Consider the following 26,300-nt stretch of genomic DNA (forward strand, 5'->3'; position numbering starts at 1 on the left):
GCCGGGAGATCTCGGGCTCCGTCGCCGCGGCGTGCGGCGTGCGGCGTGCGGCGTGCGGCGTCGAAACCCGGGCGACGCGACGGCGCCGGGTCAGCGGAGCGCGCGCGTGAGGCGCTGCTCCACCTGCCCGAGCACCGCCTTCGGCTCCTTGCCCTGGAGGACCTGGCTCACCCCCTGGAAGAACGCGATCGACGCCTCGTTGTACCGGGCGCCGGTGCTGTTCGAGGGGCGCGGCACGAGCGCGATGTCCTTCGCGTTCGCCAGGAAGGGCAGCGACTTCACCACGTCCGGGTCCTGCTGCACCGACGGGATGGTCGGGATGAACGAGCCCGCGGTCGCGCGGAACTTCTGCGCCTCGGGGCTCGTCATGTAGCGGACGAACTCGATGGCCGCGTCCTTGTTCGGCGAGAACTTCGAGACGGCGAGCTGCCACCCGCCGACCGTGCCCGAGCTCTTCTGGCCGGGCTCGTGCGGCAGCGGGCCCGCCCCGAACTTGCCCTTGATCGGCGACTTGTCGGCGTTGCCGGCCGCGTAGGCATAAGGCCAGTTGCGCATGAAGGCGGCGTGGCCGCCCTGGAACGTGTTGCGGGCGTCCTCCTCCTCGTAGCTCGTCACGCCGGCGGAGGAGATCGAGCCCACCCAGCCCTTGGCCCGCGCGAGCGCCTTCTGGGCGCCCGGGTTGTTCACGGTGATCTTGCCGTCCTCGATGATCGCGCCGCCGCCGTGCGAGGCGATCCACTCCAGCGCGTTGCAGGTCAGCCCCTCGTAGGCCTTGCCCTGCCAGACGAAGCCGAGGAAGTTCGGATTGCTCGCGCGCTCGCCGTCCTGGATCTTCTTCGCCATCTGCTCGAGCTCGTCCCACGTCTCCGGCGGCTTCTTGTAGCCGTATTTCTCCAGCAGATCGGTGCGGTAGTAGAGCAGCCCGAAGTCGGTGAACCACGGCATCGCCACGAGCTTGCCGCCCACCGTGTTGTTCCGCACGATGCTCTCGATGTGCTGCTTGGCGGCCTCGCCGAGCTTCTCGTTCAGGTCGACGAGGTTCTGCGCGAAGGCGCCGGGCCAGATGACGTCGAGCATCATGACGTCGACGTCGCCGGACTGCGCCTGGAAGAGGCGCTGGTAGACAGCGTACGTCTCCGTCGCGTCCTTGGGCCTCGGGATGATGGTCACCTCGATGCCGGTGTCCTGCTGGAACTGCTTGACCATCACCTTGTCGAGCTCGGCGCCCACCCCCAGCGGCTCGCTGTAATATTTGAGCTTGCTTCCGGCGTGCTTCTTCGCCTCGGCGGCGTTCGGCACCGCGGGGGGCTGCGCCTTGATCGCCGTGTCGCCCGGCGCCTCGGCGACCGCGGTCGTGGCGGCCGCGGTCGTGGCGGCGGCGGGAGGGCGGCTCTCGCCGGCAGGCGGGCTCTTGTCGCCGCGACAGGCGCACAGCCCGACGACGAAGAGGAGGAGCGCTGTGGCTCGCCACGCGCGGGGGTCATGTTGCCGAGTGGGGTCCATCGCAGGATCCTTTCTGAGCTCAGTCCTGAAGAATTTCGACATGCCCGGGGCCTCGGAGCTATCGAGACACGCCGCTCCCGAGCGCCGCGAAGGTGAAGCTCGCGGAAGCATCGAACAATTGCGCGCTCCGGGGCAAGGGATCTCATGCGTCGCTCCGCAGGCGCCGAGAGCGAGCGCCCTCGGATCACACAGAGGACGGAGCACCGCTCTCTGTGCTGACGGCGGGTGGCGCGGCCGCGACAAGGCGTTTGGCGAGCGCGACAGTCGGAGAGGAGACGCGGGGCGAGGTGCGCAGGGCTTCGCGCGGCGAGCGCGCATCGTTTGCGCGAAGCGGGACGCGCGTCCGAGAGCGCCATTTCAGCGGCCGAACGCCGCGCCCTCGGGCCCTCGGCGCGGGCTGCTTTGCGCTTGCGGAGCCTTTCCGGAGGCGGTAGAGCCGATGCTGCGCGGCCGGCGCTCGCGATCCGGCATGGAGCCGCGGGCTCTCGGCCTGCCGGTCCCAGGCTGGTCCTGCCGGGCAGGACGAGCCCGAACCGACCTGCGCACCGCTGTGCATGACCCCCCTCACGCTCTCCTCTCCGGCCGACGCCCCCCGCCTCGCGGCACGGCTCGTCGCCCGCACCATCCGGCTCGACGCTGACACGCTCGCGAGGATGCCCGGCGGCATCTCGTCGCTCGCGGGGGACGGCGCGCGCGTCTGGATGCACCCCAGCGCGCAGCTGATCGCCCACGGGGTCGCCGCCCGCCTGGAGCTGCCGCACGGCATCGAGGGCGGCGTCGCGTGGATCCAGGAGGCGCTCTCGTCGATCGCCGCCTCCGACGCCGTGGGCCGCCCGGGGTGCGGCCCGGTGGCGCTCGGCGCCCTGCCGTTCGACCGGACCGAGCCGGCGGCGCTCGTCGTGCCGGCCCAGGTCGTCGGCGTGGCGCCCGACGGGACCGCGTGGGTCACCACCGTCGGCGAGGGCGCCGCCCCCGCGCCGCACCTGGAGCGGGCCGAGAGCCACCGGCGCTCGCCCGACAGCTTCACCCTCAAATCGGCGCTCCCGCACGAAGAGTGGTGCGGGCGCATCGCGCGCGCGGTGGCCGACATCCAGCACGGGGACCTCTCCAAGGTCGTGGTGGCGCGCGCGGTCGACGTCGAGGCGAACCGGCCCATCGTCGTCGAGGAGGTCCTGCGCCGCCTCACCGCGCTCTACCCCTCGTGCGCGATCTTCCACGTCGACGGCTTCCTCGGCGCGAGCCCGGAGCTCCTGCTCTCGCGGCGCGGCCGCGCCGTCTCCTCGCACCCGCTCGCCGGCACGTACGCCGTCTCGGCCGACGTCGACGCCGATCGCCGGTTCTCCGAGGTCCTCCGGAACTCGGCCAAGGACCAGCGCGAGCACCGCTTCGTGGTGGAGGCCGTCGCCGCGGCGCTCGCCCCGGAGTGCGCGTCGCTCGACGTCCCGAGCGAGCCGTCGATCCTGAGCCTCCGCAACGTGATGCACCTCGGCACCTCGATCCACGGCCACCTCAAGGAGGCGGCGCCGGACGCGCTCACGCTCGCCGCGCGGCTGCACCCGACGCCCGCCGTGTGCGGCACCCCGCGCGCCGCGGCGGAGGCCTGGCTCAGCGCGCACGAGGGCATCCGCCGCGGGCTCTACGCGGGGCTCGTGGGCTGGGTCGACGCCCGCGGCGACGGCGACTGGTTCATCGGCATCCGGAGCGCGACCGTCGACGGCGCGCGCGCCCGCATGGTCGCGGGCGTCGGGGTCGTCGCCGGATCGAGCCCGGAGGCCGAGCTGGTCGAGACGCAGCTCAAGCTCCAGGCCATGCTCGCCGCCATCATCCGCCCGTGACCCCAAGGCCGCCGCCCGGGCGCCTCACCCGCGCCCCGCGCCGCGCCGGCGGGGCCGCGCTTTCGGCCGCCGCGCGGGCCCGGAGGGGAGCTTCGCCGTGAAGACACTCCTCATCGACAACTACGACTCGTACACCCACATCCTCGGGCAGTACCTCTGGGAGGTGAACGGCGAGGAGCCGCTCGTCGTCAGGAACGACAGCCTCTCGCTCGCCGAGATCAGGGACCTGGAGGTGGACGGCATCGTCCTCTCGCCCGGCCCCGGCCGCCCTGAGCGGCGCACCGATTTCGGCGTCTGCATGGACGTGATCGAGGCGCTCGCCGACACGCCGATCCTCGGCGTCTGCCTCGGCCACCAGGGGCTCGCGGCGCGCTTCGGCGGGCGCGTCCAGCACGCGCCGCGGGCGATGCACGGCAAGATCTCGGAGGTCGAGCACGACGGCACCGGGCTGTTTGAGGGCGTGCCCAGCCCGTTCCAGGTGGTGCGCTACCACTCGCTGATCGTCGGCCACGACGCGCTCCCGCCCGAGATCGAGGTGACCGCCCGGACGCGCGGCGACGGGCTCATCATGGCCCTCAAGATCAAGGATCGGCCGCTCTACGGCGTGCAGTTCCACCCCGAGTCGATCGGCACGGAGCACGGCAAGAAGATCCTCGCCAATTTCCGTGACATCGCCATGGAAGAAGCCCGCGGCCGGCGGGCTCCGCGCGCCGGCGCGCGCGCGCCTTCCGCGCTGGGGGGCGCGCAGCCGCGCGGCCGCGTGCGGCACGTCCGGCTCCCCTGGGTCGACCCCGAGCGGGCCTTCGCCGGCCTCTTCGCCGCGGCGCCGTACGCGTTCTGGCTCGACTCGAGCGCGGCGGGCCGCGACGGGCGCTTCTCGTTCATGGGGAGCGCGACCGAGGCCATCGAGAGCCGCGGCGCCGCCGCGACGCGCTGGAGCGCCGGCGGCCCCGGGGGCCTCCTCACCCCGGCCATGTCCGAGGGGAGCCCGTTCGCGGCGCTCCGGCGGGAGCTCGCGTCCGTGTCGCTCGAGCCGAGCGGCCTGCCCTTCCACTTCACCGGCGGCCTCGTGGGCTACCTCGGCTACGAGCTCAAGGAGCACCTCGGCTTCGGCGCGTCCGCCCACCCGCGCCGCGCGCTCCCGGACAGCGCGATGATGATCGCGCGGCGGCTCCTCGCCTTCGACCACGTCGAGCGCGCGGTGTACGCGTGCGCGCTCGTCGCGGACGAGCCGCCGCCGCCCTCGCCGCCCTCGCCGCCCCCGCCGGAAGCATGGCTCGACGAGATCGCGGCGCGCCTCCAGGGCCTCCCGGCCCTCCCGGAGCTCGCCCTCCCGCCCGTGCCGGAGGGCTTCGCCGATCGCGTCGCGCACGCGCCGCGCCTCTCGCGCAGGGAGCACCTCGACGCCGTCGAGGCGATCCTCGGCGAGATCCGGGAAGGCGAGACGTACGAGGTGTGCCTCACGAACGAGTTTCGCGTGCGGACCTCGGTGGACCCGTTCGCCCTCTACCGCGTCTTGCGCCGCACGAACCCCGCGCCGTTCTCGGCCTACCTCCGGCTGCCGGACGGCGCGGTGCTGTCGTCCTCGCCGGAGCGGTTCCTGTCGGTGGACCGGGAGCGGCGCGTGCGCAGCGAGCCGATCAAGGGGACGCGGCCGAAGGGCGCCACCGAGGAGGAGACGCTGGCCCTGCGCCGCGATCTCGCGACCAGCGACAAGGACCGCTCCGAGCTCCTCATGATCATCGACCTGGTCCGCAACGACCTCGGTCGGGTCTGCGCCATGGGCTCGATCGAGGTCGAGGAGCTCCTGCGGATCACGGAGCACGCGACCCTGCTCCAGCTCTCCTCGGTGATCACCGGCGCGCTGCGCGAGGGCCGCTGCGCCCTCGACGCGCTCGAGGCGTGCTTCCCGGGCGGCTCGATCACCGGGGCGCCGAAGCACCGGACGATCGCGATCATCGACGCCCTGGAGCGGCGCGCGCGCGGCGTGTACACGGGCTCGATCGGGTACCTCGCGTACGAGGGCCCGATGGACATGAACATCGCCATCCGCACCCTCGTCGCCGACGGCGAGGGGGTCAGCTTCGGCAGCGGCGGCGCGGTGGTCGCGGAGTCGAGCCCGGAGGCCGAGTACGAGGAGGTCCTCGTCAAGAGCTTCCCTCTGCTCCGCGCCGTCTACCTCGCGGAGCGCGTCGCGGACGCTGGCCGAGCGCCCGGGCCGTGCGCGCGCGCGACGGGCGTGGCGCGCGCGGCGCGCTGATGACGTGCCCGACGAACCCGTGCGCGCGGCGAAGAAGCGGGTGCGGCGCGTATGCCGCGCCGCGTATACTCGCCGCGCAGAAGGAGACGTGGTCGTGAAACGAGAGAGCAACATTACGCGGAGGGGCGTCGCGGTCCGGCGGGAGGTCGAGGACCTCGCCGTCGACGGCGCGATCCAGCCGATCGTCGAGGCGCTCGACAGCCACCTCGGCGTGGTCCTGGCGTCGAGCTACGAGGTTCCGGGCCGGTACACGCGCTGGGACATCGGCTTCGTCGATCCTCCGCTCGTGCTCGTCTCGCGCGGCCGAGACTTCCGGTTCACCGCGCTGAACGAGCGCGGGCGCGTGCTCCTGCCGGCCATCGAGGAGGCCCTCCGGGGCTACGAGCCGATCGAGGCTGTCGAGCGCCGCGCGGACGAGGTGGTCGGCGCGGTCCGGCCGGCGGGCGAGCGGGTGCCGGAGGAGCTGCGGAGCCGGCAGCCGTCCATCTTCTCGGTGCTGCGGCGGATGATCGAGCTCTTCGGGGTCCCGGGCGATCCGCTCTTCGGGCTCTACGGCGCGTTCGCGTACGATCTCGCCTTCCAGTTCGAGCCCATCCGGCTGCGCCTCGAGCGCCCGGCGGACCAGCGGGATCTCGTCCTCTACCTCCCCGACGAGATCGTCGCCGTCGACCACCGCCGCGAGCGGGCGACGCGCACGCGCTACGAGCTCACGTTCGGCGATCGCTCGACCGACGGGCTGCCGCGCGACGGCGCGACGCGGCCCTACGTGGGCGCCCACAGCGCTCCGCCGAACGAGTACGCGCCGGGCGAGTACGCCGCGCTGGTGCGGGTCGCGCGGGAGTCGTTCAAGCGGGGCGATCTCTTCGAGGTGGTCCCGGGCCAGACGTTCTACGAGCCGTGTCCCGTCGCGCCCACCGAGCTGTTCCAGCGCCTGCGCGAGCGCAACCCGGCGCCTTACGGCTTCCTGATGAACCTCGGCGAGGCCGAGTACCTGGTCGGCGCCTCGCCGGAGATGTACGTCCGCGTCGAGGGCAACCGCATCGAGACGTGCCCCATCTCGGGCACCATCCCGCGCGGCAGCGACCCGATCGCCGACGCGGCGCAGATCGCGCGCCTGCTCGCGTCCGCGAAGGACGAGTCGGAGCTCACGATGTGCACGGACGTCGATCGCAACGACAAGTCCCGCATCTGCGTGCCGGGGAGCGTGCGCGTGATCGGCCGCCGGCAGATCGAGATGTACTCGCGGCTGATCCACACGGTCGATCACGTCGAGGGGCGGCTGCGCGACGGGTTCGACGGGCTCGACGCGTTCCTGGCGCACACGTGGGCGGTCACGGTCACGGGGGCGCCGAAGGCCTGGGCCATGCAGTTCATCGAGGATCACGAGCGCTCCCCGCGCGCGTGGTACGGGGCCGCGGTCGGGCTCATCGGCTTCGACGGCGGCATGAACACGGGGCTGACGCTGCGCACGATCCGGATCAAGGACGGCGTGGCGCAGGTCCGGGCGGGCGCGACGCTGCTCTACGACTCGGATCCCGACGAGGAGGAGCGCGAGACCCACGTCAAGGCGTCGGCGCTCATCGACGCGATCCGGAGGCCGCGCGGGGTGCCCACGACCGCGCCGGCGGCGATCAACCCGGTGCCGGGGGGCGGCCTCAAGGTGCTGCTCGTCGATCACCAGGACTCGTTCGTGCACACGCTGGCCAACTACCTCCGGCAGACGGGCGCCGAGGTGGTGACGCTGCGCGCCGGCTTCCCGCACACGGAGCTCGACGCCTACGCGCCCGATCTCGTGGTGCTCTCGCCGGGCCCTGGGACGCCGAGCGATTTCGATCTCTCGGGGACGCTCTCGGCGCTGCTCGAGCGGCGGCTGCCGGTGTTCGGCGTCTGCCTGGGCCTGCAGGGGATGGTCGAGCACTTCGGCGGCAAGCTCGGCGTGCTCGACTACCCGATGCACGGCAAGGCCTCGAAGGTGCGCGTGCTGGGCGGGCGCATCTTCGAGGGGCTGCCGCGCGAGTTCCACGCGGGGCGCTACCATTCGCTCTACGCGCTGCGCGACGCGCTCCCCGCGTCCCTGAAGGTCACGGCGGAGACCGAGGACGGGGTCGTCATGGCGATCGAGCACGCGGAGCTGCCGATGGCCGCGGTGCAGTTCCACCCCGAGTCGATCCTCTCGCAGGACGACGACGTGGGGCTGCGGCTCGTGCGCAACGCGGTGGCCGAGCTGCGCCGCGGTGAAGCGGTGAAGCGGTAAAGCGGCGCCGGGCCGGGCGCCTCGATCGCCCGGCACCGCGAGAGGGAGTGAGCCGCGCGGCGCACCCCCTCTCGCGGGTCGGCTGAACCGATTCAAACCACAAAATGAAAAAGCGCCGCCGGGGCCTCGGGGGGGGAAAGGCCACGCCAGCGACGCTGGGCTGCCTTAGAGCACCGAGCGTGCCATGGCGTGATTCCGTCGTAATCGGGCATTTCGCAGGGTTGTCCGGGGCGGTCGTTTCGCTTCTGCAATTGCAGCGCTGCACGCCTGCAAACACGGGGCGCCGCGAGGACCGCCTTGCGGCGCCGGGGAAAGCTCAGGTCGGCAATCGCTGGTTCCCCTTTCGCTGTACAAAGACACCCTTGCTGTAGGCCATGAAGAACCCGAGCCGCAGGGCGTTGCGCTCCGTGGGGATACCCGGGCTCGCGCTGATGCACGCCAGGCGGCGACCCCGCTCGCGCACCCGCTCGAGGCGGCGGACGATGAGCAGCTGCTGAATGCCGCGCTCGCGGAACCGGGGGAGCACCGAGGCGCCGAAGAGCGCGGCGCCGTCGCCGGCGATCTCCACGCTGCCGCCGCCGGCGGGCTCGCCGTTCACGAGCGCCAGGTACGAGTCGCAGCCGGGCTGCGCGACCACGCGGCGGGTGATCTCGAAGAGCGCCGGCGTGATCGGCTCGTCCTCGGCCCGGAAGCCGCTCGTCGACACCTCGATGAACACGCGGACCTGCGCCTCGTCGCCCGGATCGACGCGCACGATCTCGAGCCCCGCGGGGCCGTCGTGCGGCACCAGCGCGCGGAGATCCTCGTCCGGCGCGATCTCGCGCGCGAGCACGTTCTCGAACTCGCGCAGCACGAACCCGCGCTCGGCGAGGCCGCGCACCAGCGACTCGTGCGCGAAGGGACAGACCTGGATCTGCGGCTCCATGTCCCGCGCCGCGTAGAACGCCACGAGGCGATCGAGGTCCTCGTTGGAGACGGGCCCATCGAGCCCGAGCCCCGCGGCGAAGTTGCCCCAGGAGCCGTCTCCATCGAAGGCCATCCACCCGCCCGCGATGGGCTCGGCGCAGGCGACCACGGAGGAGGTGCCGAGCGCCAGCCGGCGCTCCTCGATCCGCGCGATCTCGACGTACGAAAGCTTCGGCATGGGCGTGTACCTCATCGGAATCGGAATCGGAATCGGAGAAGGAGAAGAGGAGAAGAGAAGAGCTCGCGTGACACGGCGCCCACCATCCTAGTACCTCGCCGCCCGAGTTTCCCCCGGCTCCGGAGCGCGCCGGGCCGCGCGGCGCGGCCTCCCGCGCCGCGCGCTCGGCCGCCGACGGCGCGCCGCCCGGCAGCGGCCGAGCGCGCCGCCGCCCGGCGATCTCCGCTCGCGCCTCCGCGGGCGTTGCGACTATGCTGCGCCGTCATGAGTAGGATCTTCCGTTCACTTCCCCCGGCCGGCACCCACCTCGGCATCGCGTTCTCGGGCGGGCTCGACACGCGGTGCGCGGTGGCGTGGCTCTCGCGCAACGGGCTCAAGGTGCACGCGTACACCGCCGATCTGGCGCAGCCGGACGAGGACTCCCCCGGCGACATCCCGCCGATCGCCCTGCAGCACGGCGCCGTCTCCGCCAAGCTGGTGGACTGTCGCGACGCGCTCGTCCGCGAGGGCATCCTGGCCATCCAGTGCGGCGCCTTCCACCTCTCGACGGGCGGCAAGAAATACTTCAACACCACGCCGCTCGGCCGCGCGGTGACCACGACCGCGATCGTGCGCGCCATGCGCGACGACGACGTCCACGTCTTCGGCGACGGCAGCACGCACAAGGGCAACGACATCCAGCGGTTCTATCGCTACGGCATCTTCGTCGACCCCTCGCTCAAGATCTACAAGCCCTGGCTCGACCCGAAGTTCGTGGGAGAGCTCGGCGGGCGCAAGGAGATGAGCGAGTACCTCGAGCGCCACAGCCTGCCCTACCGCATGGGGACGGAGAAGGCGTACAGCACCGACGCCAACGTGCTCGGCGCGACCCACGAGGCGAAGGATCTCGAGCACCTGAACACCGGGATCAAGATCGTCCAGCCCATCATGGGCGTCGCCTCCTTCCGGCCGGAGGTCGCCATCGAGGCCGAGACGGTCACCCTCGGGTTCGAGCGCGGCGTCCCGACGACGATCAACGGCAAGCGCTACGGCTCGCTGTTCGAGCTGTTCGTCGAGTGCAACCGGATCGGCGGGCGCCACGGGCTCGGCATGAGCGATCAGATCGAGAACCGGGTGATCGACGCGAAGAGCCGCGGCATCTACGAGGCGCCCGGCATGGCCCTGCTCCACGCCGTCTACGAGCGGCTCCTGTCCGCCATCCACAACGAGAACACCCTCGACGTGTACTTCACCCAGGGCCGTCGCCTCGGGCGCCTGCTCTACGAGGGCAAGTGGTACGACCCCGAGGCCATGATGCTGAAGGACGCGCTCTCGCGCTGGATCGCGCCCGGCGTCACCGGCGAGGTGACGCTCGAGCTGCGCCGCGGCGACGACTACAGCATCCTGAACACGCGCGCCGACTACATGGCCTATGCGCCGCACAAGCTCTCGATGGAGAAGGTCGAAGAGGCCTACTTCACCCCGGAGGACCGCATCGGCGCGCTCGAGCTCCAGAACCTGTCGGTGACGGACAACCGTCAGCTCCTGATCCACCTCATCGAGAGCACCCAGGCCCTCGGCCCGGGCGGCGCCCCCGCCATCGGCGAGCTGCTCGGCGGCGACAAGCCGAAAGAGTGATCGGGCGAGGCGGCGCGCCGCCTCTCTCGTCGCCGGGCGCGTGCGTGTTCACCAGCGCGCGCGCCGCCTCTCCACCGGAGCTGCCCGGCTGCTCACCCGTAGCTGCTCACCTGAAGCTGTTCACCTGAAGCTGTTCACCGGAACCGGAACAAGCGTCCGGGCGATCCCCTCCCGTGCCGCGCGGGGTTGCGCTCGGCCCGCACCTGGGTCACCAAGAACGGGCGAACACCGGCCCGCCACGAGCGGTGCCGGCCCAGGGAGGTGGTCATGAAGACGCTCATCATCCAGGCGCTCGCCGCGGGCATCGCGGTCCTCATCGGCGCGAAGCTCATGCCCGGCGTGCGGATTCGCAGGACCCAGACGGCGCTCGTCGTCGCCGCCGTGTTCACGCTGCTGAACCTCCTCCTCGGATGGCTCGTGAAGTTCCTGGTCGCCGTGGCGCTCCTGCCCGCCGCCATCCTCACGCTCGGCCTGGCCTACCTCTTCTTCGGCCTCGTCGTGAACTCCGTGCTGCTCTGGGCGACGGACAAGCTCATCGACGACTTCGAGATCCGGGGCTTCGGCTCGCTCTTCGGCACGGCCGCCCTGGTCTCCTTCGCCGGGTGGCTCCTGCCGCGCATCCTCTGATCGGCCCCGACCTCCCGGCCGACACGGACCGCAAGGACAGCGGGCGGAGCCGCGGCGCCGGTCGGCCGCGGCGCTCCTCGTCGAGGGCCTACCAGCGGTGGTGAACCGCCGCCCGCAGCCGGCGATCGTAGATCGCGCGGATCTTCGCCATCGTCTCCGGCGGCAGGGCCGGCAGGTCCGCCGCGCTCGCGTTCTGGTCGACCTGATCGGGCCGCTTCGCCCCGGGGATCACGCACGTCACCGCGTCCTGCATGAGGATCCAGCGCATCGTCCACGCGGCCATGCTCACGCCGGCGGGCACGAGCGGGCGGAGCTCCTCGACCACCTCGAGGCCGAGGTTGAAGTCGACCCCGGAGAACGTCTCGCCCTTGTCGAACGCGGCGCCCTCGCGGTTGAAGTTGCGGTGATCGTCGGTCGCGAACGTCGTCGCGGCGCTCATCTTGCCGGTGAGCAGCCCCGAGGAGAGCGGCAGCCGCGCGAGGATCCCGACCTGACGGCGCTTCGCCTCGGGGAAGAAGAGATCGGCCGGGCGCTGCCGGAGCACGTTGTAGATGATCTGCACCGACTGGACGCCGGGATACTCGATCGCCTTGAGCGCCTCTTCCACCCGCTCGACGCTGACCCCGTAGAAGCGGACCTTGCCCGCCTTCACCAGCCGATCGAGGGTGTCGAACACCTCGGGCCGATAGTAGACGTCCGTCGGCGGGCAGTGCAGCTGGACGAGGTCGAGCGCGTCCGTCTCGAGGTTCTTCAGGCTGCGCTCGATGAACGCCGTGAGGTTCCCCTCGCTGTAGCTGTCCGCCGTGTGCGGGCTCAGCCGCCGGCCCGCCTTCGTCGCGATGACGATCTCCTCGCGCCGCTCCCGCCGCAGACGCGCGAGCAGCCGCTCGCTCCGGCCGTCGCCGTACACGTCCGCGGTGTCGAAGAAGTTCACGCCGCGATCGGCGGCCCGGTGCAGCGCCGCGAGCGACTCCTTGTCATCGACGTCGCCCCAGGTGCCCCCGATCGCCCAGGCGCCGAAGCTCACCGAGGAGACGCGGAGACCCGTTCTGCCAAGAGGTCGATATTCCATGGCGGCGCATACAACCAGATTTTTCCGCCCCCGGCGAGCGCGCCTTTCCGCCGGCCCGCGCGCGCTCAGGCGGGCTCGACCCCGCGGCGGCGGTGCGCGCGCTTGCTCCGCTCGACGAGCGCGACGAGCTCCTCGCGCGTGACGCCGAGCCGCGCCGCGGTCCGGTGCGCGAGCGACGTCCGGGCGACCCCGTCCACGAACTGGTACGTCGGCCACTGCTGCGCGTCGAGCTCGACCTGCAGGAACACGAGCCGATCGACGGGCCGCTCCCGCTCGAGCCGCGCCGCGAGCTCGAGGAAGTGCGTCGTGATGAAGGCCTGGGGGCGGAGCTCCGCGAGCAGCGAGATCACGAGCTGGAAGATCTCCTCGCCCTCCGACGGGTTCGTGCCGGAGCAGAGCTCGTCGAGCACCACCATGTCGCCGACCTGCATCGCCTCGAAGAGCGACCGGATGCGCAGGAGCTCCATCCCGAGGCGGCCCTCGCTCTGGTCGGCCTGCGCCTGCTCGATCAGCGACACGAAGAGCCCGTGGCACGACGACAGGCGGGCCTCCGCGGCCGGCACGAAGAAGCCCGCCTGCCCGAGCATCTGGGCGAGCGAGAGCGCCTCGAGCAGCCGCGTCTTTCCCCCCGAGTTCGGCCCGGTCACGATGACGGTGGCGTCGTGGCGCTCGGTCGCGATGTCGCACGCGACGATGCTCGCCGAGGTCGCGAGCAGGAGCGGGTTGAAGAGCCCCTTGAGCGCGCGCCCGGGGGCCTCGTCGCGCGCGGCGCCGGGCCAGGCGAGCTCGGGCAGGCAGACGGCGAGCCCGGCCGCGCGGGCGCGCTCGCGCAGCGCGAGGCCGGCGAGGTAGAACTCGAGATCTCCGAGCAGCTGCACGAGCGCGACGAGATCGTCCTCGATGCCCTCGAACACGCCGTTGACGTAGCGGGTGAGCAGCTCTTCGTCGCTGAACCGGTATCCCCGCCACAGCATCACGAGCTTCGTGACCACGCGCCCGATCGGCGACTGGTAGAAGCGGTTCTCGCTGTTCTCGCGGATCGACAGGGCGCGGAGATCGCGGACGTGGCCGTCGGAGCCGACGCGGATCCGGACCTCGAGCGTCGCGAGCTCCTCGTCGTACGCGAGCAGGTCGGCGAGGCGGTGGTACGCCTCGGTCTCGCGCACGGCCGCGCCGAACGCGGGGAGCCGCGCGAGGCCGGAGCGGGCGCCCGCGAACCCGTCGGCGAGCGCGTCGAACGCCTCCTTCGCGGCGACGAGGATGTCCAGCCGGCGGCGGCTGCCCTCCCGGCGGGAGATGGAGATCGTCTCCAGCTGGCCCACCCAGCGGCGCAGCGCCGCGTAGGCGCGCGCGAGATCGCGGCGCAGCGCCTCCGAGCCGCTGAGCTCCCGGAAGATCTCGCGCCGGAGCTCGACCGTGTCGCGGTCGCTCGGCGGCTGGGAGAGGGCGCGGCCGAGCAGCGCCGGGCTCGGGATGCGCGTGCGCCCCTCGGTCGTGAAGTGCAGGCAGCCCACGATGAGCTCCTGGAGGAAGACGTGCTGCGCGAAGCGGGCAGGGTCCCAGGTCGACGCGGGCAGCGACGCCGACTCGACGTGCCGGTCGAGCGCCCCCGCGGGCGCGCCGCCCGCGAAGGCGAACGTCATCGACTCCTTGACGGCCCGCGCGTCGACCCGGAGCGCCGGCCGGTGGCAGAGGAGGTCGGGCGCGGCGCGCTGACCGGGCGAGGCGTCTTGCAGGACGGGTTCCGGCGGCGCCGCGCTCACGATCTCGAGCCTACGATGGGTCGGGCCGGAGCGCTCGTCCGGCGTCCGGCGCCGCCGCTCTGCGGTGGCCAGGGAAGGTCTCGGCATGGCGGTCCCGACACGCGCGCCGCGCGGTTGTTCCCGAGCGGCCGGGATCGACCGCGCTCATGGCACGGCGCCTGCCTGGGTGTGCGGCCGGAGAGGCACCATGAGCTATCGCTGCACGATGAGCAGAATACGCTGGTTCTCCGGCGCAACCGTCCTTGCGATCGCCCTCGTCGGCACCGCGTGCAGGAGCGAGAGCGAGAGAGCGGAGGGAGCGGTCCGCGAGCCGGGGGACCGGGCCACGGGCGACAAGATCGCGCCGCCCGAAGGCCAGAACCAGAAGCCCGGCCAGGAGCCGCGCGGGCAGGCCGAGCGCGTGGGCGACAAGGCCGAGCAGCTCGCCCGGGAGGGCCAGGAGCTCGGCCGGGAAGCGCGCGAGCAGGCCGAGCGCGTGGGCGAGAAGGCCGAGCAGCTGGCCGAGCGAGGGCGTGAGGTGGGCCGCGAGGCGAACGAGCAGATGAACCGGGTCGGCGAGCAGACCGGCGCGCTCAAGGGCGATCGGGGCTCGGGCGCGCGCGAGCAGGCGGCGCCGACGCCGACCCCCAGGGACCAGGGCGCGGCGCAGGGACAGACGCAAGGCCGCGAGGCGCAGGGCCACACGCAAGGCCGCGAGGCGCAGGGGCAGACGCAAGGCCGAGCGGCGCAGGGGCAGGCGCAAGGCCGCGAGGCGCAGGGCCACACGCAAGGCCGCGAGGCGCAGGGACAGACCGGCGGTGCCAGGGACAAGGATCAGGCTGGAGGCGCCGCCGCGAGCACGCGCGATGCGTGGACGCAGGAGGCGAAGGACAACGATTACCAGGTCAGCTTCAACCGCGACGGCTCGGTCGTCGCCACCAAGGAGGCGAAGGGCTCGGGCGAGCGGCTGGCCGACGAGGCGCTCCGCAACGAGGTGGGCGGCAAGCTCGCGGACAGCGACCACGAAACGGTGAAGAAGCTGAGCGTGACGGTGCACAACGGGGTGGTCACGCTGCAAGGCAACGTCGCCAGCGTGAAGGAGGCGACCGAGGCGGTGAAGGAGGCCCTGGAAGCCAAGGGCGTCACCAAGGTGATCTCCCAGATCCGCTACGGATCATCGCCGTGACCTCGCCTCTCCAGCTGCCGTGAGCGCCGGGCACGCCGAGAGGGGAAGAGTTTGAACCACAGAGTCGCAGAGGCACAGAGGAGAGAGAAATTGGCCTTTCTCTCTCCTTCCTCTGTGCCCTCTGTGCCTCGGTGGTTCCCTTTCGCTTCTCTCTTCTCCTTGGCTCGGCGGTGCCCTACCCGCCTTCGCCCCCAGGGGTGCTCTCGGCCGTGGAGCGCCGCCTGGACTCGGCCGTTCAGTTCGTGGGCCGCAGCTTGACGGAGCGCTCGACCGACTCGTCCGGGGTGAGCGTCAGCATGATCGTCTCATCGAAGCTGCCGGACCGGGACACGACCACGACCTGCGTGCCCACGGGCAGCTCGGTCTTGAGCGGCGTCTTGCCGAGCGTCGTCCCCTTCCAGCTCACCGTGGCGTCGGGCGGGTCGCTCGCGATCACCACGCTCACCTTGGGGGCCTCCTGCGGCTTCTTCTCGACGGCCTCCACGGCCTCCGCGCCGCGCGCAGCGGCGGCGGCCACCGGAGGCTCGACCGCGGGCGCGTGCTTGCTCGCGACGAGCAACGCGCCCCCGGCCACCGCGGCCAGCACGGCGAGCCCGGAGGCCCCGAGCAGGTAGCCGCGCCTCGAGGGCGTCGAGGGCACCGACGTGGTCGCGCGCAGGCTGACCGAGTCGCTCACCGGCGTCCTGGGCCGCTCGACGCCCGAGCCCCGCTCGATGCCCGAGCCCCGCTCGATGCCCGAGCCCCGCTCGACGCCCGAGCCCCGCTCGACGCCCGAGTTGCTGGGCTCGCCGACGTAGGGGAGCCTGCTGCCCGAGCGAGAGCTCGTGGGACCCGCCGAGAGGCCGATTCCGCTCAACGTCACCTGGCCCGAGCCCTCGCTCATCATCATCGAGCTCGTCACCCGCTCGATCTGCGCCTTGACCTGCTGGCGGATGCTGGCCCTGCTCTCCGCGAAGATGCCCCGCATGCAGGCGCCGAGGAACTCCCCGCGCACGTCCTCGCCCGACCACTGCAGGTAGCTCTCGAGCACGTCGCACATCTCCTGCGCCGTCGCGAAGCGCTTCGACGGATCGCGCTCCAGGGCCTTCGCGGCGATCTGGTCGAGCGCGATCGGGATCCCCGGCACGACGGTCGAGAGGCGCGGAATCTTCCCCAAGAGGAGCTGATGCATCACGGTGATCTGGTCGCCCTCGAACAGCCGCCGCCCGGCGAGGAGCTCCCAGAACACGACGCCCACCGCGAAGACGTCCGCCCGGCGATCCACCGTCTTGCCCGCCGTGACCTGCTCGGGCGCCATATAGGTGAGCTTGCCCTTGAAGGTCCCGCTCTCCGTGTTGGAGGAGTTGACGGCGGCCTTGGCCACGCCGAAATCGACGAGCTTCACCGCGCCGTCGTACGTGATGAAGATGTTGTGCGGGGAGACGTCGCGATGCACGATCCCGAGCGGCTTGCCATCGAAATCGCAGAGCTCGTGCGCGTAATGAAGGCCGCGCAGCACCTCGGCGACGATCCGGATCCACGTGCCGCGCACCAGCCCGCCGGTGCCGGACGCCCGATCCATGGCCGCCTTCATGACCCGCTTCAGCGGCTGGCCCTCGAGGTACTCCATGATGATGAAGTACCCTTCCTGGTCGCTGCCGACCTCGTAGGTCTGGACGACGTTCGGGTGGTTCATGCGCGCCGAGAGCTTGGCCTCGTCCATGAACATGAGGACCTGACGATCCTCCTCGTCCGCGAAGCTGCGGAGGCGCTTGACGACGACCAGCTTGTTCACGGAGGCCGGACCGTGAGCCATGGCGAGGAAGACGTCCGCCATCCCCCCGCGGCCGAGCTTCGCAATCGGACGATATCGGCCGAGCCCAAGCTGGGTCGGCGTGTCTCTGAGGATCGACGCTCCGTGTTCTCCGATCACACCCACCTCAGTATGCAAAATTCATTAATTGTGCGTCCGAGTCAATACGAAGAGTTTGCGTTGTCGTCATCGGGGCCAACAGGCGCACCAGCGCCCGGTGAAGTGAAAAACCTGGAACCGTGTGGTCGAGAGAGATGCAAAACGACATCCGAACACACGTACTCACGCGCGCGGGCTCACGCGCGCGGGGCCCTCGAGCAGCGCGTGTCGCGTGTCGCGCGCGTCGCGCGTGTCACGCACCTGTGCTGCTCGATGGTCGCGCATTCCGCGCGGCCGCCGCGTTTTCCCCGTTGATCGCTGCTCGTGGGTCGCTTTCGTGCGACCCCTTCGCGCTTCTTTCGACGGACGCTCGCCGGAGGGGAGCCGGTGCAGCCGAGCCGTGATGCGGCTCCCCTGCCGGCGACGGCGCCAGGTGGACCGCACTGCCGACGCGGGGCTCGCCGCAGGCGGTGATTCAAACGTAACAAAGACAACGCCGCGTGCAACGCGCCACGGCGCGTTCGGTCGAAAATTTGACAGCGCTCCTTGCCGAGCGCGACAGCGCGCTGGCCGCGCTGCGGCGCTATCGCCGGGCGGCGACGACGCCGGCGAGCTCGAAGTCGAGCGGGATGCCGTCGGGCTCCCGGTAGGCCTCCAGCCGGGCCGCGAACTCGTCGCAGAGCGGCTGGAGCACCTCCGGAGGGAACTCCCGCAGCGCGGCGTGGGTCACGAACCCGCTCTCCTGCAGCCAGCTCGCCACCTGCGCCCCGGCGCCGAACCACAGCCGGAACCGGTGGGTCCACGCCTCGACGGTGCGGAGCCCGCCGCGCTGGAGCGCCTCGCTGACCTGCCCGGGGCTGTCCGGGACCGGCAGCTCCACCCGTCCCAGGTTGAGCTCGTCGACCATCCGGCAATAGACCGCGTAGGCCTGCGGCGTGCTGCTCGAGAGGTTCGTCAGGACCCCCGCGCGACCGCCGGGCCGGACCATCCGCCCGAGGCACGGCAGCGCCGACCGCCAGTCCAGGTAGGCGAGGCAGAAGCGCAGCGTGACGACATCGAAGCTCGACGCCTCCGCGCGGCGGATGAAGAGCTCGGCCTCGGCGCGCCTCGTCGAGAGCGCGAGCCCAGCGGCCCGGGCGCGGGCCCGGGCGGCCCGGAGCATCTCCTCGGAGCAGTCGACGCCCACGACCTCGCCGGGCGCGACCCGCCGGAGCATCTCCACGGTCTCGATCCCCGTGCCGCACCCGAGGTCGGCGCACCGCGCGCCGGGGACGAGCCCGAGCCCCGCCGTGAGCCGATCCTGAGGCTCCCTCATGTGGCGCCCCCATCGGTCGTCGTACCGCTCCGCGATCCGGTCGTACACGGACCGCACCAGCTGATTCGCGCTGTGCACCCCCGCCGCGCTCCTTCCCTGCTCAGGCGGCCGAGGCGCGCGGGATCCAGAGGATCCGGCGGGATCTGACGGTTCAGACCGGCGCACCCCTCCGCCGGCCCGGAGGCGAAGCGAGAACGGTGCCAGGCCCAGCAGGGCGCCGGGCCGGCGATTTATGTACAGCCGCTCAGCTCAGAGCTTCCAGAGCGCGCAGCCCCAGTGGACGCCGGTCCCGAGCGCGAGCACCATGGCGAGCTGGCCCTTCTTCACCCTGCCGGCGCGCATCTCCTCGTCGATGAGGATGGGCACGGTGGCCCCGCTCGTGTTGCCGAATCGGTCGATGTTGCTCGGGAGCTTCTCGACCGGCACGCCGAGGTCCTTGCGGATGTGCTCGTTGATGCGGCCGTTCGCCTGGTGCGCCAGGAACACGTCGATCTGCTCGAGCGTGACGCCCTGCGAGGCGCAGAGCTCCCGCGCGGTCGCCGGGAGCTTGGTCACCGCGAACTTGAAGAGCTCGCGGCCGTCCATGCGGGGGATGTGGGCGTCGTCCTCGAACGAGCTCTGCTTCCAGTACGGCCGCGAGCGGAAGCCGCCCCCGGGCACGTAGAGGAGCTCGGCGAAGCGCCCGTCAGAACAGATCTTGTTGCCGCGCAGGCCCGCGTCGCGGTCGGTCGCGCGAAGGACGAGCGCGCCCGATCCGTCCCCGAACAGGACCGCGAGGTTCCGGTGGCGGTCGGCGCGCGCCCGCGCCTCCGGCGTGGCGGACCGGCCGTTCTTCGGGTCGAGCGCTCCCCAGTCCTCCCAGGGCATGAAGCCGGCGTGCGCCTCGGCGCCCACGAACAGGATGGTCTTGGCGGCCCCGGTCTGGATGAGCCCATCGATCGTCTGGAGGCCGAACAGCATCGCGGCGCACTGCTGCCGGATATCGAGCGCAGGGACGCCCGGGATGCCCAGCTTCGCGCCGAGCAGCGCCCCGGAGCCGGGAAAGATGTAGTCCGGCGTCATCGTGGCAAAAAGGATGTAATCGATTTCCGACGGTGAAATCCGCGCGGACTCGATAGCGCGCTTCGCCGCCTCGCACGCCAGATCGCTCACGCCGACTCCGTCCGGCGCGTAATGTCGCTGGTGGATGCCGGAGCGCTGGTAAACCCACTCGTCGGAGGTCGTGATCACCCGCGCGAGGTCGTCGTTGGTGACAGGTTCGCCGGGCACGTAGTGCCCGGTCCCGATGATCTCAAATCCCATCTTTGCCACAGAGCTGCCTTACTCGAACCGCACGCCCGCGGCGACCGGGAACCGCACGAGGCCGCGCCCGAAACCGAGCGGCGCGACGCGGCGAGCCGCACGCCCCCGCCGCCGCATTCAGGCCGCCGCCGGAGCGGTGCGCCCAGCTTGACGGCCGCCGGCGCTCCGGATAGCCTGCCGCCTTCCTGGGGGCGCTGGGCCGCCGCCGAGCCGGGCCGGACGGCGGTGGTGGTCAGACGGCGCCGGTCGCCGGCCGCCGGTCACCAGCCGGCGAGCGCCGCGCCTCAACGCCGGCGCGCGGCCCAGCTGCATATCGGGCAGCCGGCCGTGTCGTGGCGCAGCGCCGGGCAGCGCTCGCGGCCGAAGTAGATGAGCTGCAGGTGGAGCTTGTTCCACTGCTCGGGCGGGAACGTGCGCTTCAGGTCGCGCTCCGTCTCGACGACGTTCTTCCCGGACGACAGCCCCCAGCGCGACGCGAGCCGGTGAATGTGGGTGTCGACCGGGAAGGCGGGGTGGCCGAAGGCCTGCGCCATGACCACCGAGGCGGTCTTGTGACCGACCCCCGGCAGGGCCTCCAGGGCCTCGAACGAGGCGGGGACGACGCCGCCGTGCTCGACCGCGAGCCGCTCGCTCAGCGCCTTCAGGTGCCTCGCCTTCGTGGGCGCGAACCCGATCCTCCGGATGAGCTCGGCGATCTCCTCGGTCGGCACGGCCGCCATCTCGGCGGGCGTCCGGGCGCGCGCGAGGAGCGCCGGCATCACCGCGTTGACCATCTTGTCCGTGGTCTGCGCGCTGAGCATCACCGCGACGAGCAGCGAATACGGGCCCTCGTGGATCAGCGGAATGGCCGGCTGCGGGTACAATCGATCGAGGATCTCGGCGATCCTCGCGGCTTTCTCGGCGCGCTTCACGGGCGGTGTCAGGGCAGCTCGTAGAACGAGAGGAGATCGCCGAACTGCTCGTCGGAGAGGACCTCGAGGGAGAAGGGCGGCATCTGCCCGCCGTAGCCGATGAAGCCGCCGTGGCGGACCTTCTCGACGAAGACCAGCCGCCGCTCGCGCTCGGTGTACTCGCCGAGCGGGTGCTCCTCGAGCGTCTGATCGGGCAGCGCCGGCGCCCGCTCGACGAGCCGCCCTTCCCCGGAACGAGCGCGCCCGTGGCACGAGGCGCAGGCGCGATCGTGGATAAGCGCGCCCTTCCCCGGATCGCCGGGCGGCGGCTCCCTCAGCCCGTAGACCGGCGTGAACGGGACGGCCTCGGCCGCGTCGCCGTCGCTGGGCAGCGATTCCAGGTAGGCGTACATGGCCTGGGCAGCGGGGTCGTCCGCGGCCCAGGGCAGGTCCTTGGTCATGAAGTAATAGAGGCAATGGTTGATCGCGCCGAGGAGATCGACCTCCTGACCACCCCAGTAATGCGGGCGATCCACGGCGCCGGCGAGCGGGGCGCCGGGGAGCATGGCGTCCCCCGCCTCCCCGGCGATCGCTTCATGGCACGTCGAGCATGAATAACGATTGAAGCGCGTCTCCGCGATCGAGGGGTCCCGGAAGAGCGCCGCGCCGTGGTCCACGGCCGTCGCGTCGACGATCTTCGTCTCCGGATCGCTCGTGCAGCCAGAGGCGAGCGCCGCGCAGGCGAGCGCGGCGAGGGCGAGGGAGCGCGGCCTCACGGCGCCTCCGCGGCGACGCGCGCGAACGCGTCGGGAAAGAGGCCCACCTCGGCTTCGCTGCGCGTCTCCAGCGTCTCGGGATCGAGCCGGAGCACCTTGCCGGGGGTCTCGGTCTGATCGCCCTCGCAGACGAGGAAGAGCCCGTCTCCCCCGTCGTAATCGACGACGTGCGGCTTCTCGCAGTCCCCGGAGAGATCGCGGTAGGCGACCTCGGCGTTGCCGTTCGCCACATCGATGAGCGCGATCGCGTCGGGCGCCTGGGTCGGCACGTAGAGGCGGCTCCCGTCGGGGGTCCACGCGACGAAGTACGGCGCGCCCTGCAGCGTCAGGATGGACTGGGGCTCCCTGAACGACTCCGACGCGACATCGAAGAAGCGCACATCCCGGCTGCGGGTGTTGCTCACCGCGATGGTCTTCTGATCCGGGGACATGACCGCGGCATACGGGCCGTAGGAGGGGACCCACACGGCCGGGCTCGGCCCCACGGGCACGCGCTTCACCTCGGCGCCGGGGTCGGTCAGGTCGACGACCGCGAGGGCGTCCTCCCCCTCGCAGGCGACGTAGGCGCGGGCGCCGTCCGGGCGCGAGAGGGCGATCCCGTGGGCGGCGATGCAGGTCGGGATGAGCACCGGCTGGGCCGAGCCCGAGCGCGAGATCTCGTCGGGATCGATCACGGCGAGGGACGAGCGCGCCGCCTCGATGTCCTGGGGGTTGTCGATCGCGCGCTTGAGATCGTAATGAGAGGCGACCACGCGGCCGCCATCCTCGGAGATCACGATGTCGCCCGGGTTGGGCTCGATGCGCACCTGCCCGAGGACGCGCATGTCGTCGAGCGCGAGCTTCTGGACATAGCCGGCCATCGCGCTCGATCCGTGGCTCGCGTGGGGGCCGATCGTGCCGGCGAGGACAGGGTACGACAGCGCGACATAGACCGCGTTTCCCGGGGCGTCCACGGCGACATGGTGAGGCCCGTCGACCGTCACCGGATCGCGGCCCACCGGGTAAACGCCGAACCGCTCCCCCGTCGCGAGCGAGATGAGGGAGAGCGTGTCGGAGCGGCTATCGGTCACCACGCCCATGCCCCCCTCCGGAACCGTGATCTTCGGGCGCCGATCCGGATAGGCGTCCCCCTCGTAAGCACCGTAATGGGTCTCGATGATGGGATCGGGCTCGCCGCAGCCCGCCAGCGCCACCGCCGCGAGCACGAAGCCCACAAATCGCGAAAGGACCATGTGATGACCTCGAGAGGAGCGCCCGGCGCCCGGACGCGCCGCATCCTAGCAGCCGCCGGCGCGCTGGCCGCGGCTCCGCCCTACCATGGTTCAGCCCGCCCGTGCGCATCAACGTGACGCCGCGCGGCGCCAGCCGTGTCACGTGGGTTGGTTAACCCGCATTCCGGAAAGTCTATTTTCATTGCCTGATGGCGACCGAAATCACGAGCGCTACCGCTCGAATGAACATTTCTTGATCAGGCGCTGCTGTCTTGTCATGTAAGGAAGCGATGAGCCAGACACGAGCAGGGAGCACGGTAACGGTGGAGCTCGTCCGATCGCTCGGCGCGCGCGCGCGCCGAGGTGGCCCAGCGGCGGTCCTGTCCCTCGCGCTCGTGGCGGCCTGCGCGGCGGAGGAGCCCGTCGCGCCCGCGCCGACGCCGCTGCCGGCGCTCGCCGACGCGCCGCCGCTGACGACCGAGCGCACCCTCGTGCCGCGCGCCGCGGTCGTCGATCCGCCGGACAGGAACCCCGCGGTGCCGGCGGAGATCGAGCAGATGCTCGCGGAGGGCTACGGCGAGCTCGAGATCGGGCCGGGGCTGCCGCTCGCGCCGGCGACGCTCGACGGCGCGCCGCCGCCGCCGCGCGGCCCGCGGCCGAGGCTGCTCACGCGGTTCGTGCACCTCGCCGACACCCAGCTCGCCGACGACGAGTCGCCCGCGCGGCTCGCGATCTTCGACTCGCCCGCGATCGGCTCGGCCTTCCGCCCGCAGGAAGGGCACGAGTGCCGGATCCTGAACGCCGCCGTCCGCACGATCAACGCGTTCCACCGGAGCACGCCGCTCGACTTCGTGCTGCTCGGCGGCGACAACGCCGACAGCGCGCAGACCAACGAGATCGCGTGGTTCACGGCCATCCTCGACGGCGCCGAGCGCGTCGAGTGCGACTCGGGCGACGACGACGATCCCGTCCAGGGGCCGGACAACGATCCCAAGGATCCGTTCGTCGCCGAGGGGCTGCTCGTGCCGTGGCGCTGGGTGACCGGCAACCACGACGTCCTGCACCAGGGGAACTTCCCGGTGGACACCCGCGCCGCGATCGCGACGGGGAACATCGCGGACGGCGGGACGCGCAACTGGGCGCTCCCCGGCGGTCCGGTGGTCACCGGCGAGGTCGTCCCCGATCCGCGGAGGGCGCTCCTGAGCCGCCCCGCGCTGCTCGATCAGCTGGCGGCGGCGGGCGACGGGCACGGGATCGGACCCGACGCGCAGGCGTACGGGAAGGCGTTCTACGAGTTCGACGTGAAGGACACGCCCGTGCGCGTCATCGTGCTCGACACCGCCGCCGAGACCGGCGGCCCGGGCGGCGTGATCCTCCAGGACGACGTCGACCGGTTCATCCGCCCGGCCCTCGACCGCGCGCGGCGCGATCGCAGGTGGGTCGTCCTCGCGTCCCACCACGCGTCGCGCCTGCTCGGGGACGGCTCCTTCGCCGCGACGGGCACCCCCGCCGTGCCCGGCGCGCTCACCGTCGAGGCGTGGCAGTCGCTCGTCGGCGGCTACGACAACGTGCTCCTCCACCTCGCGGGCCACACGCACGTGCACCGGGTGACCCCGGTGACGCCGAGCGGCGGGCACGCCTACTGGGAGCTCGAGACCTCCGCGCTCGCCGACTACCCCCACCAGGTCCGCGTCATCGAGATCTGGGACGAGGACAACGGCGCCGTCGCCATCCGCGGGGTCGCCCTCGACTACGCCGTCGACGGCGATCCGGTCGCCGCCGAGGGGCGCCGCCGCGCCGTCGTCGACGTCACCTCCGGCTTCGGCAGCGACGGCAGCGGCGAGCCCTCGTGGCGCAACGTCGAGCTCTCGATCGCGCGGCCGGACTGACGGCACCGCGCGGGCGGCCTCGGCCGCCGCTCATCCGTCGGCCGCCGCTCATCCGTCGCGGAGCGGCACCGTCTCCCGGAGCTCGATCGTCAGCGGAGGCGCGCCGCCCGTGCGGATGGCGGCGGCCATCGTATGCCGCGCCGAGGGCTGGTAGAGCGCGAACTGCCAGGCCGAGCGATCGTCGCCGAGCCGCGGATCGAACGAGATGCCGATCGACGGCCCGTCGTCGAGGTGGAACGAGAACTGGTCGAGCGGGATCGCGAGCCCCATCCCGCGCGCCTTGATGTACGACTCCTTGAGCGTCCAGTACTCGAAGAAGCGCGCGCGCTGCCTCTCGGGCGGCAGCGCGCGCAGCGCGCGCACCTCGGCGGGCGAGAAGAAGCGGTCGGCGATGTCCACCGCGCTGCTCGAGCGCTCGGTGTCCTCGACGTCGACCCCCACGTCGCGGTCCAGCGCGACCAGGCAGGCGATGAGCCCCCGCGTGTTCGACAGGTTGAACCGCAGCGGCGGCACCCCCGGCGGCCCCGCGATCTGCGGCCGGCCAAATTCGTTCCGGACGAACGTCCACGCCTCGGGCGCGACGTCCACGTACTTCGAGAGGGTCGTGCGCACGAGCGCGCGCGTGAGCAGGTACTCGTGCCGGTTCTCGGCGAACAGGAAGCGCGCCTGCTGCGCCGCCTCGTCCGGCGCCATCAGCCGGTGGTACGCCGCGAGCAGCGCCTGGTCGCGGACCGGCTCGCAGAAGACGTACCAGAGGTGCGCGGCGCCGGGGTCGATCTCGAGCATCTACGTCGTCCCCGGCAGCGGCGCCGCGGCCGCGGGCCCCGGCAGGATCTCCCGAAGGCAGCTGTCGGCGGTGAGGCCGATGGGCCGCTGGCGCGGGTAGCCGAACGAAACCTCCTCGAAACGAACACCATCGATCCAGTCGGTGCGGGGGATGTGGAGGTGGCCTGAGACGACCACCCGCGCGCGGAAGCGCGTGTGCCAGTCGTGCGTGCGCCGCGTCCCGCACCAGATCGAGAAGCGCGGGATGTGCCGCAGGCGCACGAGCTCTTCCCGCAGCGGGAAGTGGTTGATGAGCACCGTGGGGTGCGCCTCGATCGCGGCGAGTCGGGCCTCGGTCTCGGCGAGGCGGGCCCGGCACCACTCAGGCCGGCTCGCGTACGGGGCCGGGTCGAGCAGCTCCTCGTCGCTGCAGAGGACGCCGCTCTCCATCGCCCACGCCACCGCGTCGAGCTCGGCCACGCCGGCCGGCCGGAAGCTGTAGTCGTAGAGCAGGAACATCGGCGCCAGCACGTGGGGCCCGCCCTCACCCTCCCAAAGCACGTACGGGTCCTCGGGCGTAATCACCCCGCGGCTCCGGCATAGCTCGACCAGCCGATCGTAGCGGGCCGGGCCGCGCGGCCCGCCCCGCTCACTCGGCATCGTATAGAGCTCGTGGTTGCCCGGCGCCCACACGAGCTGCTTGAACCGGGGGCCCAGCGTGTCGAGCACGTAGAGCAGGTGCTGCTCCGTCTCCCCGAGGTCGCCGGCGAGGATCAGCCAGTCGTTCGGGCGCGGCGTCACGCGCTCGAGGGCCCAGCGGTTCTCCGCATAGCCGACGTGGAGATCACTGAGTGCGAAGAGCTTCATGCTAATGACACATCGCCGGCGGCCGGGCCAGCAGGCCGGCCATGCCCACCTTCACCACGGGCGGCGACGGGCGTCCACTGCCGCGCGCCCGCGCGCCGCGGCCCATCCGGCCCGGGGAGCGGCCCATCCGGCCCGGGGAGAGGGGGGCCGCTCC

The 26,300-nt window shown here is 71.9% G+C and carries 19 protein-coding genes; 7 read left to right on the forward strand and 12 right to left on the reverse strand.

Annotation, left to right across the window (positions count from 1 at the left end; all coding sequences use genetic code 11):
• Positions 1–90: 90 nt before the first annotated feature.
• On the reverse strand, positions 91–1,503 hold the full coding sequence (locus WMF33_RS30595) for an ABC transporter substrate-binding protein (RefSeq protein ID WP_061629827.1): 1,413 nt from the start codon (positions 1,501–1,503) through the stop codon (positions 91–93).
• Between the two features lie 554 nt (positions 1,504–2,057).
• Between WMF33_RS30595 and WMF33_RS30600 the strand changes: the two genes are divergently transcribed.
• The 3 genes from WMF33_RS30600 to WMF33_RS30610 all read left to right on the forward strand — a co-directional run bounded on the left by WMF33_RS30600 (position 2,058) and on the right by WMF33_RS30610 (position 7,852).
• A complete protein-coding gene (locus WMF33_RS30600; protein ID WP_437331935.1) occupies positions 2,058–3,338 on the forward strand; it encodes an isochorismate synthase in 1,281 nt (426 codons plus the stop codon).
• 97 nt (positions 3,339–3,435) lie between these two features.
• Positions 3,436–5,598: an aminodeoxychorismate synthase component I gene (gene pabB / locus WMF33_RS30605; protein WP_437331936.1), complete on the forward strand. Its 2,163-nt coding sequence runs from the start codon at positions 3,436–3,438 to the stop codon at positions 5,596–5,598.
• 88 nt (positions 5,599–5,686) lie between these two features.
• Positions 5,687–7,852 (forward strand): anthranilate synthase component I, encoded by a 2,166-nt coding sequence (locus WMF33_RS30610; RefSeq protein ID WP_437331937.1) that lies wholly within the window; start codon positions 5,687–5,689, stop codon positions 7,850–7,852.
• 316 nt (positions 7,853–8,168) lie between these two features.
• Here WMF33_RS30610 and WMF33_RS30615 read toward each other — a convergent pair whose 3' ends face one another.
• Positions 8,169–8,996: a GNAT family N-acetyltransferase gene (locus WMF33_RS30615; protein WP_437331938.1), complete on the reverse strand. Its 828-nt coding sequence runs from the start codon at positions 8,994–8,996 to the stop codon at positions 8,169–8,171.
• Positions 8,997–9,260: 264 nt separating this feature from the next.
• Here WMF33_RS30615 and argG point away from each other — a divergent pair, with 264 nt between their 5' ends.
• Both argG and WMF33_RS30625 read left to right on the forward strand, forming a co-directional pair.
• A complete protein-coding gene (gene argG / locus WMF33_RS30620) occupies positions 9,261–10,613 on the forward strand; it encodes an argininosuccinate synthase (protein WP_061626555.1) in 1,353 nt (450 codons plus the stop codon).
• A 267-nt stretch (positions 10,614–10,880) separates the two neighbouring features.
• A complete protein-coding gene (locus WMF33_RS30625; RefSeq protein ID WP_061626556.1) occupies positions 10,881–11,240 on the forward strand; it encodes a phage holin family protein in 360 nt (119 codons plus the stop codon).
• 88 nt (positions 11,241–11,328) lie between these two features.
• On the opposite strand, the gene WMF33_RS30630 is transcribed toward WMF33_RS30625, so the two are convergent.
• Positions 11,329–12,312 carry an aldo/keto reductase gene (locus tag WMF33_RS30630; protein WP_437331939.1) on the reverse strand — a complete coding sequence of 328 codons (984 nt, stop codon included), beginning with the start codon at positions 12,310–12,312 and terminating at the stop codon, positions 11,329–11,331.
• 65 nt (positions 12,313–12,377) lie between these two features.
• Positions 12,378–14,162: a MutS-related protein gene (locus WMF33_RS30635; protein WP_437331940.1), complete on the reverse strand. Its 1,785-nt coding sequence runs from the start codon at positions 14,160–14,162 to the stop codon at positions 12,378–12,380.
• 118 nt (positions 14,163–14,280) lie between these two features.
• Here WMF33_RS30635 and WMF33_RS30640 point away from each other — a divergent pair, with 118 nt between their 5' ends.
• A complete protein-coding gene (locus WMF33_RS30640; protein ID WP_437331941.1) occupies positions 14,281–15,240 on the forward strand; it encodes a BON domain-containing protein in 960 nt (319 codons plus the stop codon).
• A gap of 235 nt (positions 15,241–15,475) precedes the next feature.
• Here the strand turns inward: WMF33_RS30640 and WMF33_RS30645 are convergent, their stop codons facing one another.
• The 6 genes from WMF33_RS30645 to WMF33_RS30670 form a co-directional block, all read right to left on the reverse strand.
• Positions 15,476–17,035, reverse strand: coding sequence for a protein kinase domain-containing protein (locus WMF33_RS30645; protein WP_437331942.1), 1,560 nt, complete (start codon positions 17,033–17,035; stop codon positions 15,476–15,478).
• 679 nt (positions 17,036–17,714) lie between these two features.
• A complete protein-coding gene (locus WMF33_RS30650) occupies positions 17,715–18,524 on the reverse strand; it encodes a class I SAM-dependent methyltransferase (protein WP_437331943.1) in 810 nt (269 codons plus the stop codon).
• Positions 18,525–18,695: 171 nt separating this feature from the next.
• On the reverse strand, positions 18,696–19,748 hold the full coding sequence (locus WMF33_RS30655; RefSeq protein WP_061626547.1) for a 3-oxoacyl-ACP synthase III family protein: 1,053 nt from the start codon (positions 19,746–19,748) through the stop codon (positions 18,696–18,698).
• A gap of 284 nt (positions 19,749–20,032) precedes the next feature.
• Positions 20,033–20,659: an endonuclease III domain-containing protein gene (locus WMF33_RS30660; protein WP_437331944.1), complete on the reverse strand. Its 627-nt coding sequence runs from the start codon at positions 20,657–20,659 to the stop codon at positions 20,033–20,035.
• Positions 20,660–20,667: 8 nt separating this feature from the next.
• On the reverse strand, positions 20,668–21,414 hold the full coding sequence (locus tag WMF33_RS30665; protein WP_437331945.1) for a c-type cytochrome: 747 nt from the start codon (positions 21,412–21,414) through the stop codon (positions 20,668–20,670).
• A complete protein-coding gene (locus WMF33_RS30670; protein WP_437331946.1) occupies positions 21,411–22,646 on the reverse strand; it encodes a YncE family protein in 1,236 nt (411 codons plus the stop codon). Before WMF33_RS30670 ends, WMF33_RS30665 begins: the two co-directional genes overlap by 4 nt.
• Before the next feature lie 269 nt (positions 22,647–22,915).
• Here WMF33_RS30670 and WMF33_RS30675 point away from each other — a divergent pair, with 269 nt between their 5' ends.
• Positions 22,916–24,514 (forward strand): metallophosphoesterase, encoded by a 1,599-nt coding sequence (locus WMF33_RS30675; protein WP_437331947.1) that lies wholly within the window; start codon positions 22,916–22,918, stop codon positions 24,512–24,514.
• A gap of 48 nt (positions 24,515–24,562) precedes the next feature.
• Here the strand turns inward: WMF33_RS30675 and WMF33_RS30680 are convergent, their stop codons facing one another.
• Positions 24,563–25,300 (reverse strand): 4'-phosphopantetheinyl transferase family protein, encoded by a 738-nt coding sequence (locus WMF33_RS30680; RefSeq protein ID WP_437331948.1) that lies wholly within the window; start codon positions 25,298–25,300, stop codon positions 24,563–24,565.
• Positions 25,301–26,146, reverse strand: coding sequence for a metallophosphoesterase family protein (locus WMF33_RS30685; protein WP_437331949.1), 846 nt, complete (start codon positions 26,144–26,146; stop codon positions 25,301–25,303).
• Between the last annotated feature and the right edge of the window lie 154 nt (positions 26,147–26,300).

The organism is Sorangium sp. So ce394 (assembly GCF_051474665.1).
In the GTDB taxonomy this organism is placed as follows: Bacteria; Myxococcota_A; Polyangia; order Polyangiales; family Polyangiaceae; genus Sorangium; species Sorangium cellulosum_D.

What these genes read in the sequence shown, in the direction of transcription:
- WMF33_RS30630 (WP_437331939.1), bottom strand. Translation starts at nt 12,312, where the DNA reads ATGGAATATCGACCTCTTGGCAGAACGGGTCTCCGCGTCTCCTCGGTG.
- WMF33_RS30680 (WP_437331948.1), bottom strand. Translation starts at nt 25,300, where the DNA reads ATGCTCGAGATCGACCCCGGCGCCGCGCACCTCTGGTACGTCTTCTGC.
- WMF33_RS30655 (WP_061626547.1), bottom strand. Translation starts at nt 19,748, where the DNA reads ATGGGATTTGAGATCATCGGGACCGGGCACTACGTGCCCGGCGAACCT.
- WMF33_RS30670 (WP_437331946.1), bottom strand. Translation starts at nt 22,646, where the DNA reads ATGGTCCTTTCGCGATTTGTGGGCTTCGTGCTCGCGGCGGTGGCGCTG.
- WMF33_RS30645 (WP_437331942.1), bottom strand. Translation starts at nt 17,035, where the DNA reads ATGGCTCACGGTCCGGCCTCCGTGAACAAGCTGGTCGTCGTCAAGCGC.
- WMF33_RS30615 (WP_437331938.1), bottom strand. Translation starts at nt 8,996, where the DNA reads ATGCCGAAGCTTTCGTACGTCGAGATCGCGCGGATCGAGGAGCGCCGG.
- WMF33_RS30640 (WP_437331941.1), top strand. Translation starts at nt 14,281, where the DNA reads ATGAGCAGAATACGCTGGTTCTCCGGCGCAACCGTCCTTGCGATCGCC.
- WMF33_RS30600 (WP_437331935.1), top strand. Translation starts at nt 2,058, where the DNA reads ATGACCCCCCTCACGCTCTCCTCTCCGGCCGACGCCCCCCGCCTCGCG.
- argG (WP_061626555.1), top strand. Translation starts at nt 9,261, where the DNA reads ATGAGTAGGATCTTCCGTTCACTTCCCCCGGCCGGCACCCACCTCGGC.
- WMF33_RS30685 (WP_437331949.1), bottom strand. Translation starts at nt 26,146, where the DNA reads ATGAAGCTCTTCGCACTCAGTGATCTCCACGTCGGCTATGCGGAGAAC.
- WMF33_RS30625 (WP_061626556.1), top strand. Translation starts at nt 10,881, where the DNA reads ATGAAGACGCTCATCATCCAGGCGCTCGCCGCGGGCATCGCGGTCCTC.
- WMF33_RS30675 (WP_437331947.1), top strand. Translation starts at nt 22,916, where the DNA reads ATGAGCCAGACACGAGCAGGGAGCACGGTAACGGTGGAGCTCGTCCGA.
- WMF33_RS30595 (WP_061629827.1), bottom strand. Translation starts at nt 1,503, where the DNA reads ATGGACCCCACTCGGCAACATGACCCCCGCGCGTGGCGAGCCACAGCG.
- WMF33_RS30635 (WP_437331940.1), bottom strand. Translation starts at nt 14,162, where the DNA reads ATGCCGAGACCTTCCCTGGCCACCGCAGAGCGGCGGCGCCGGACGCCG.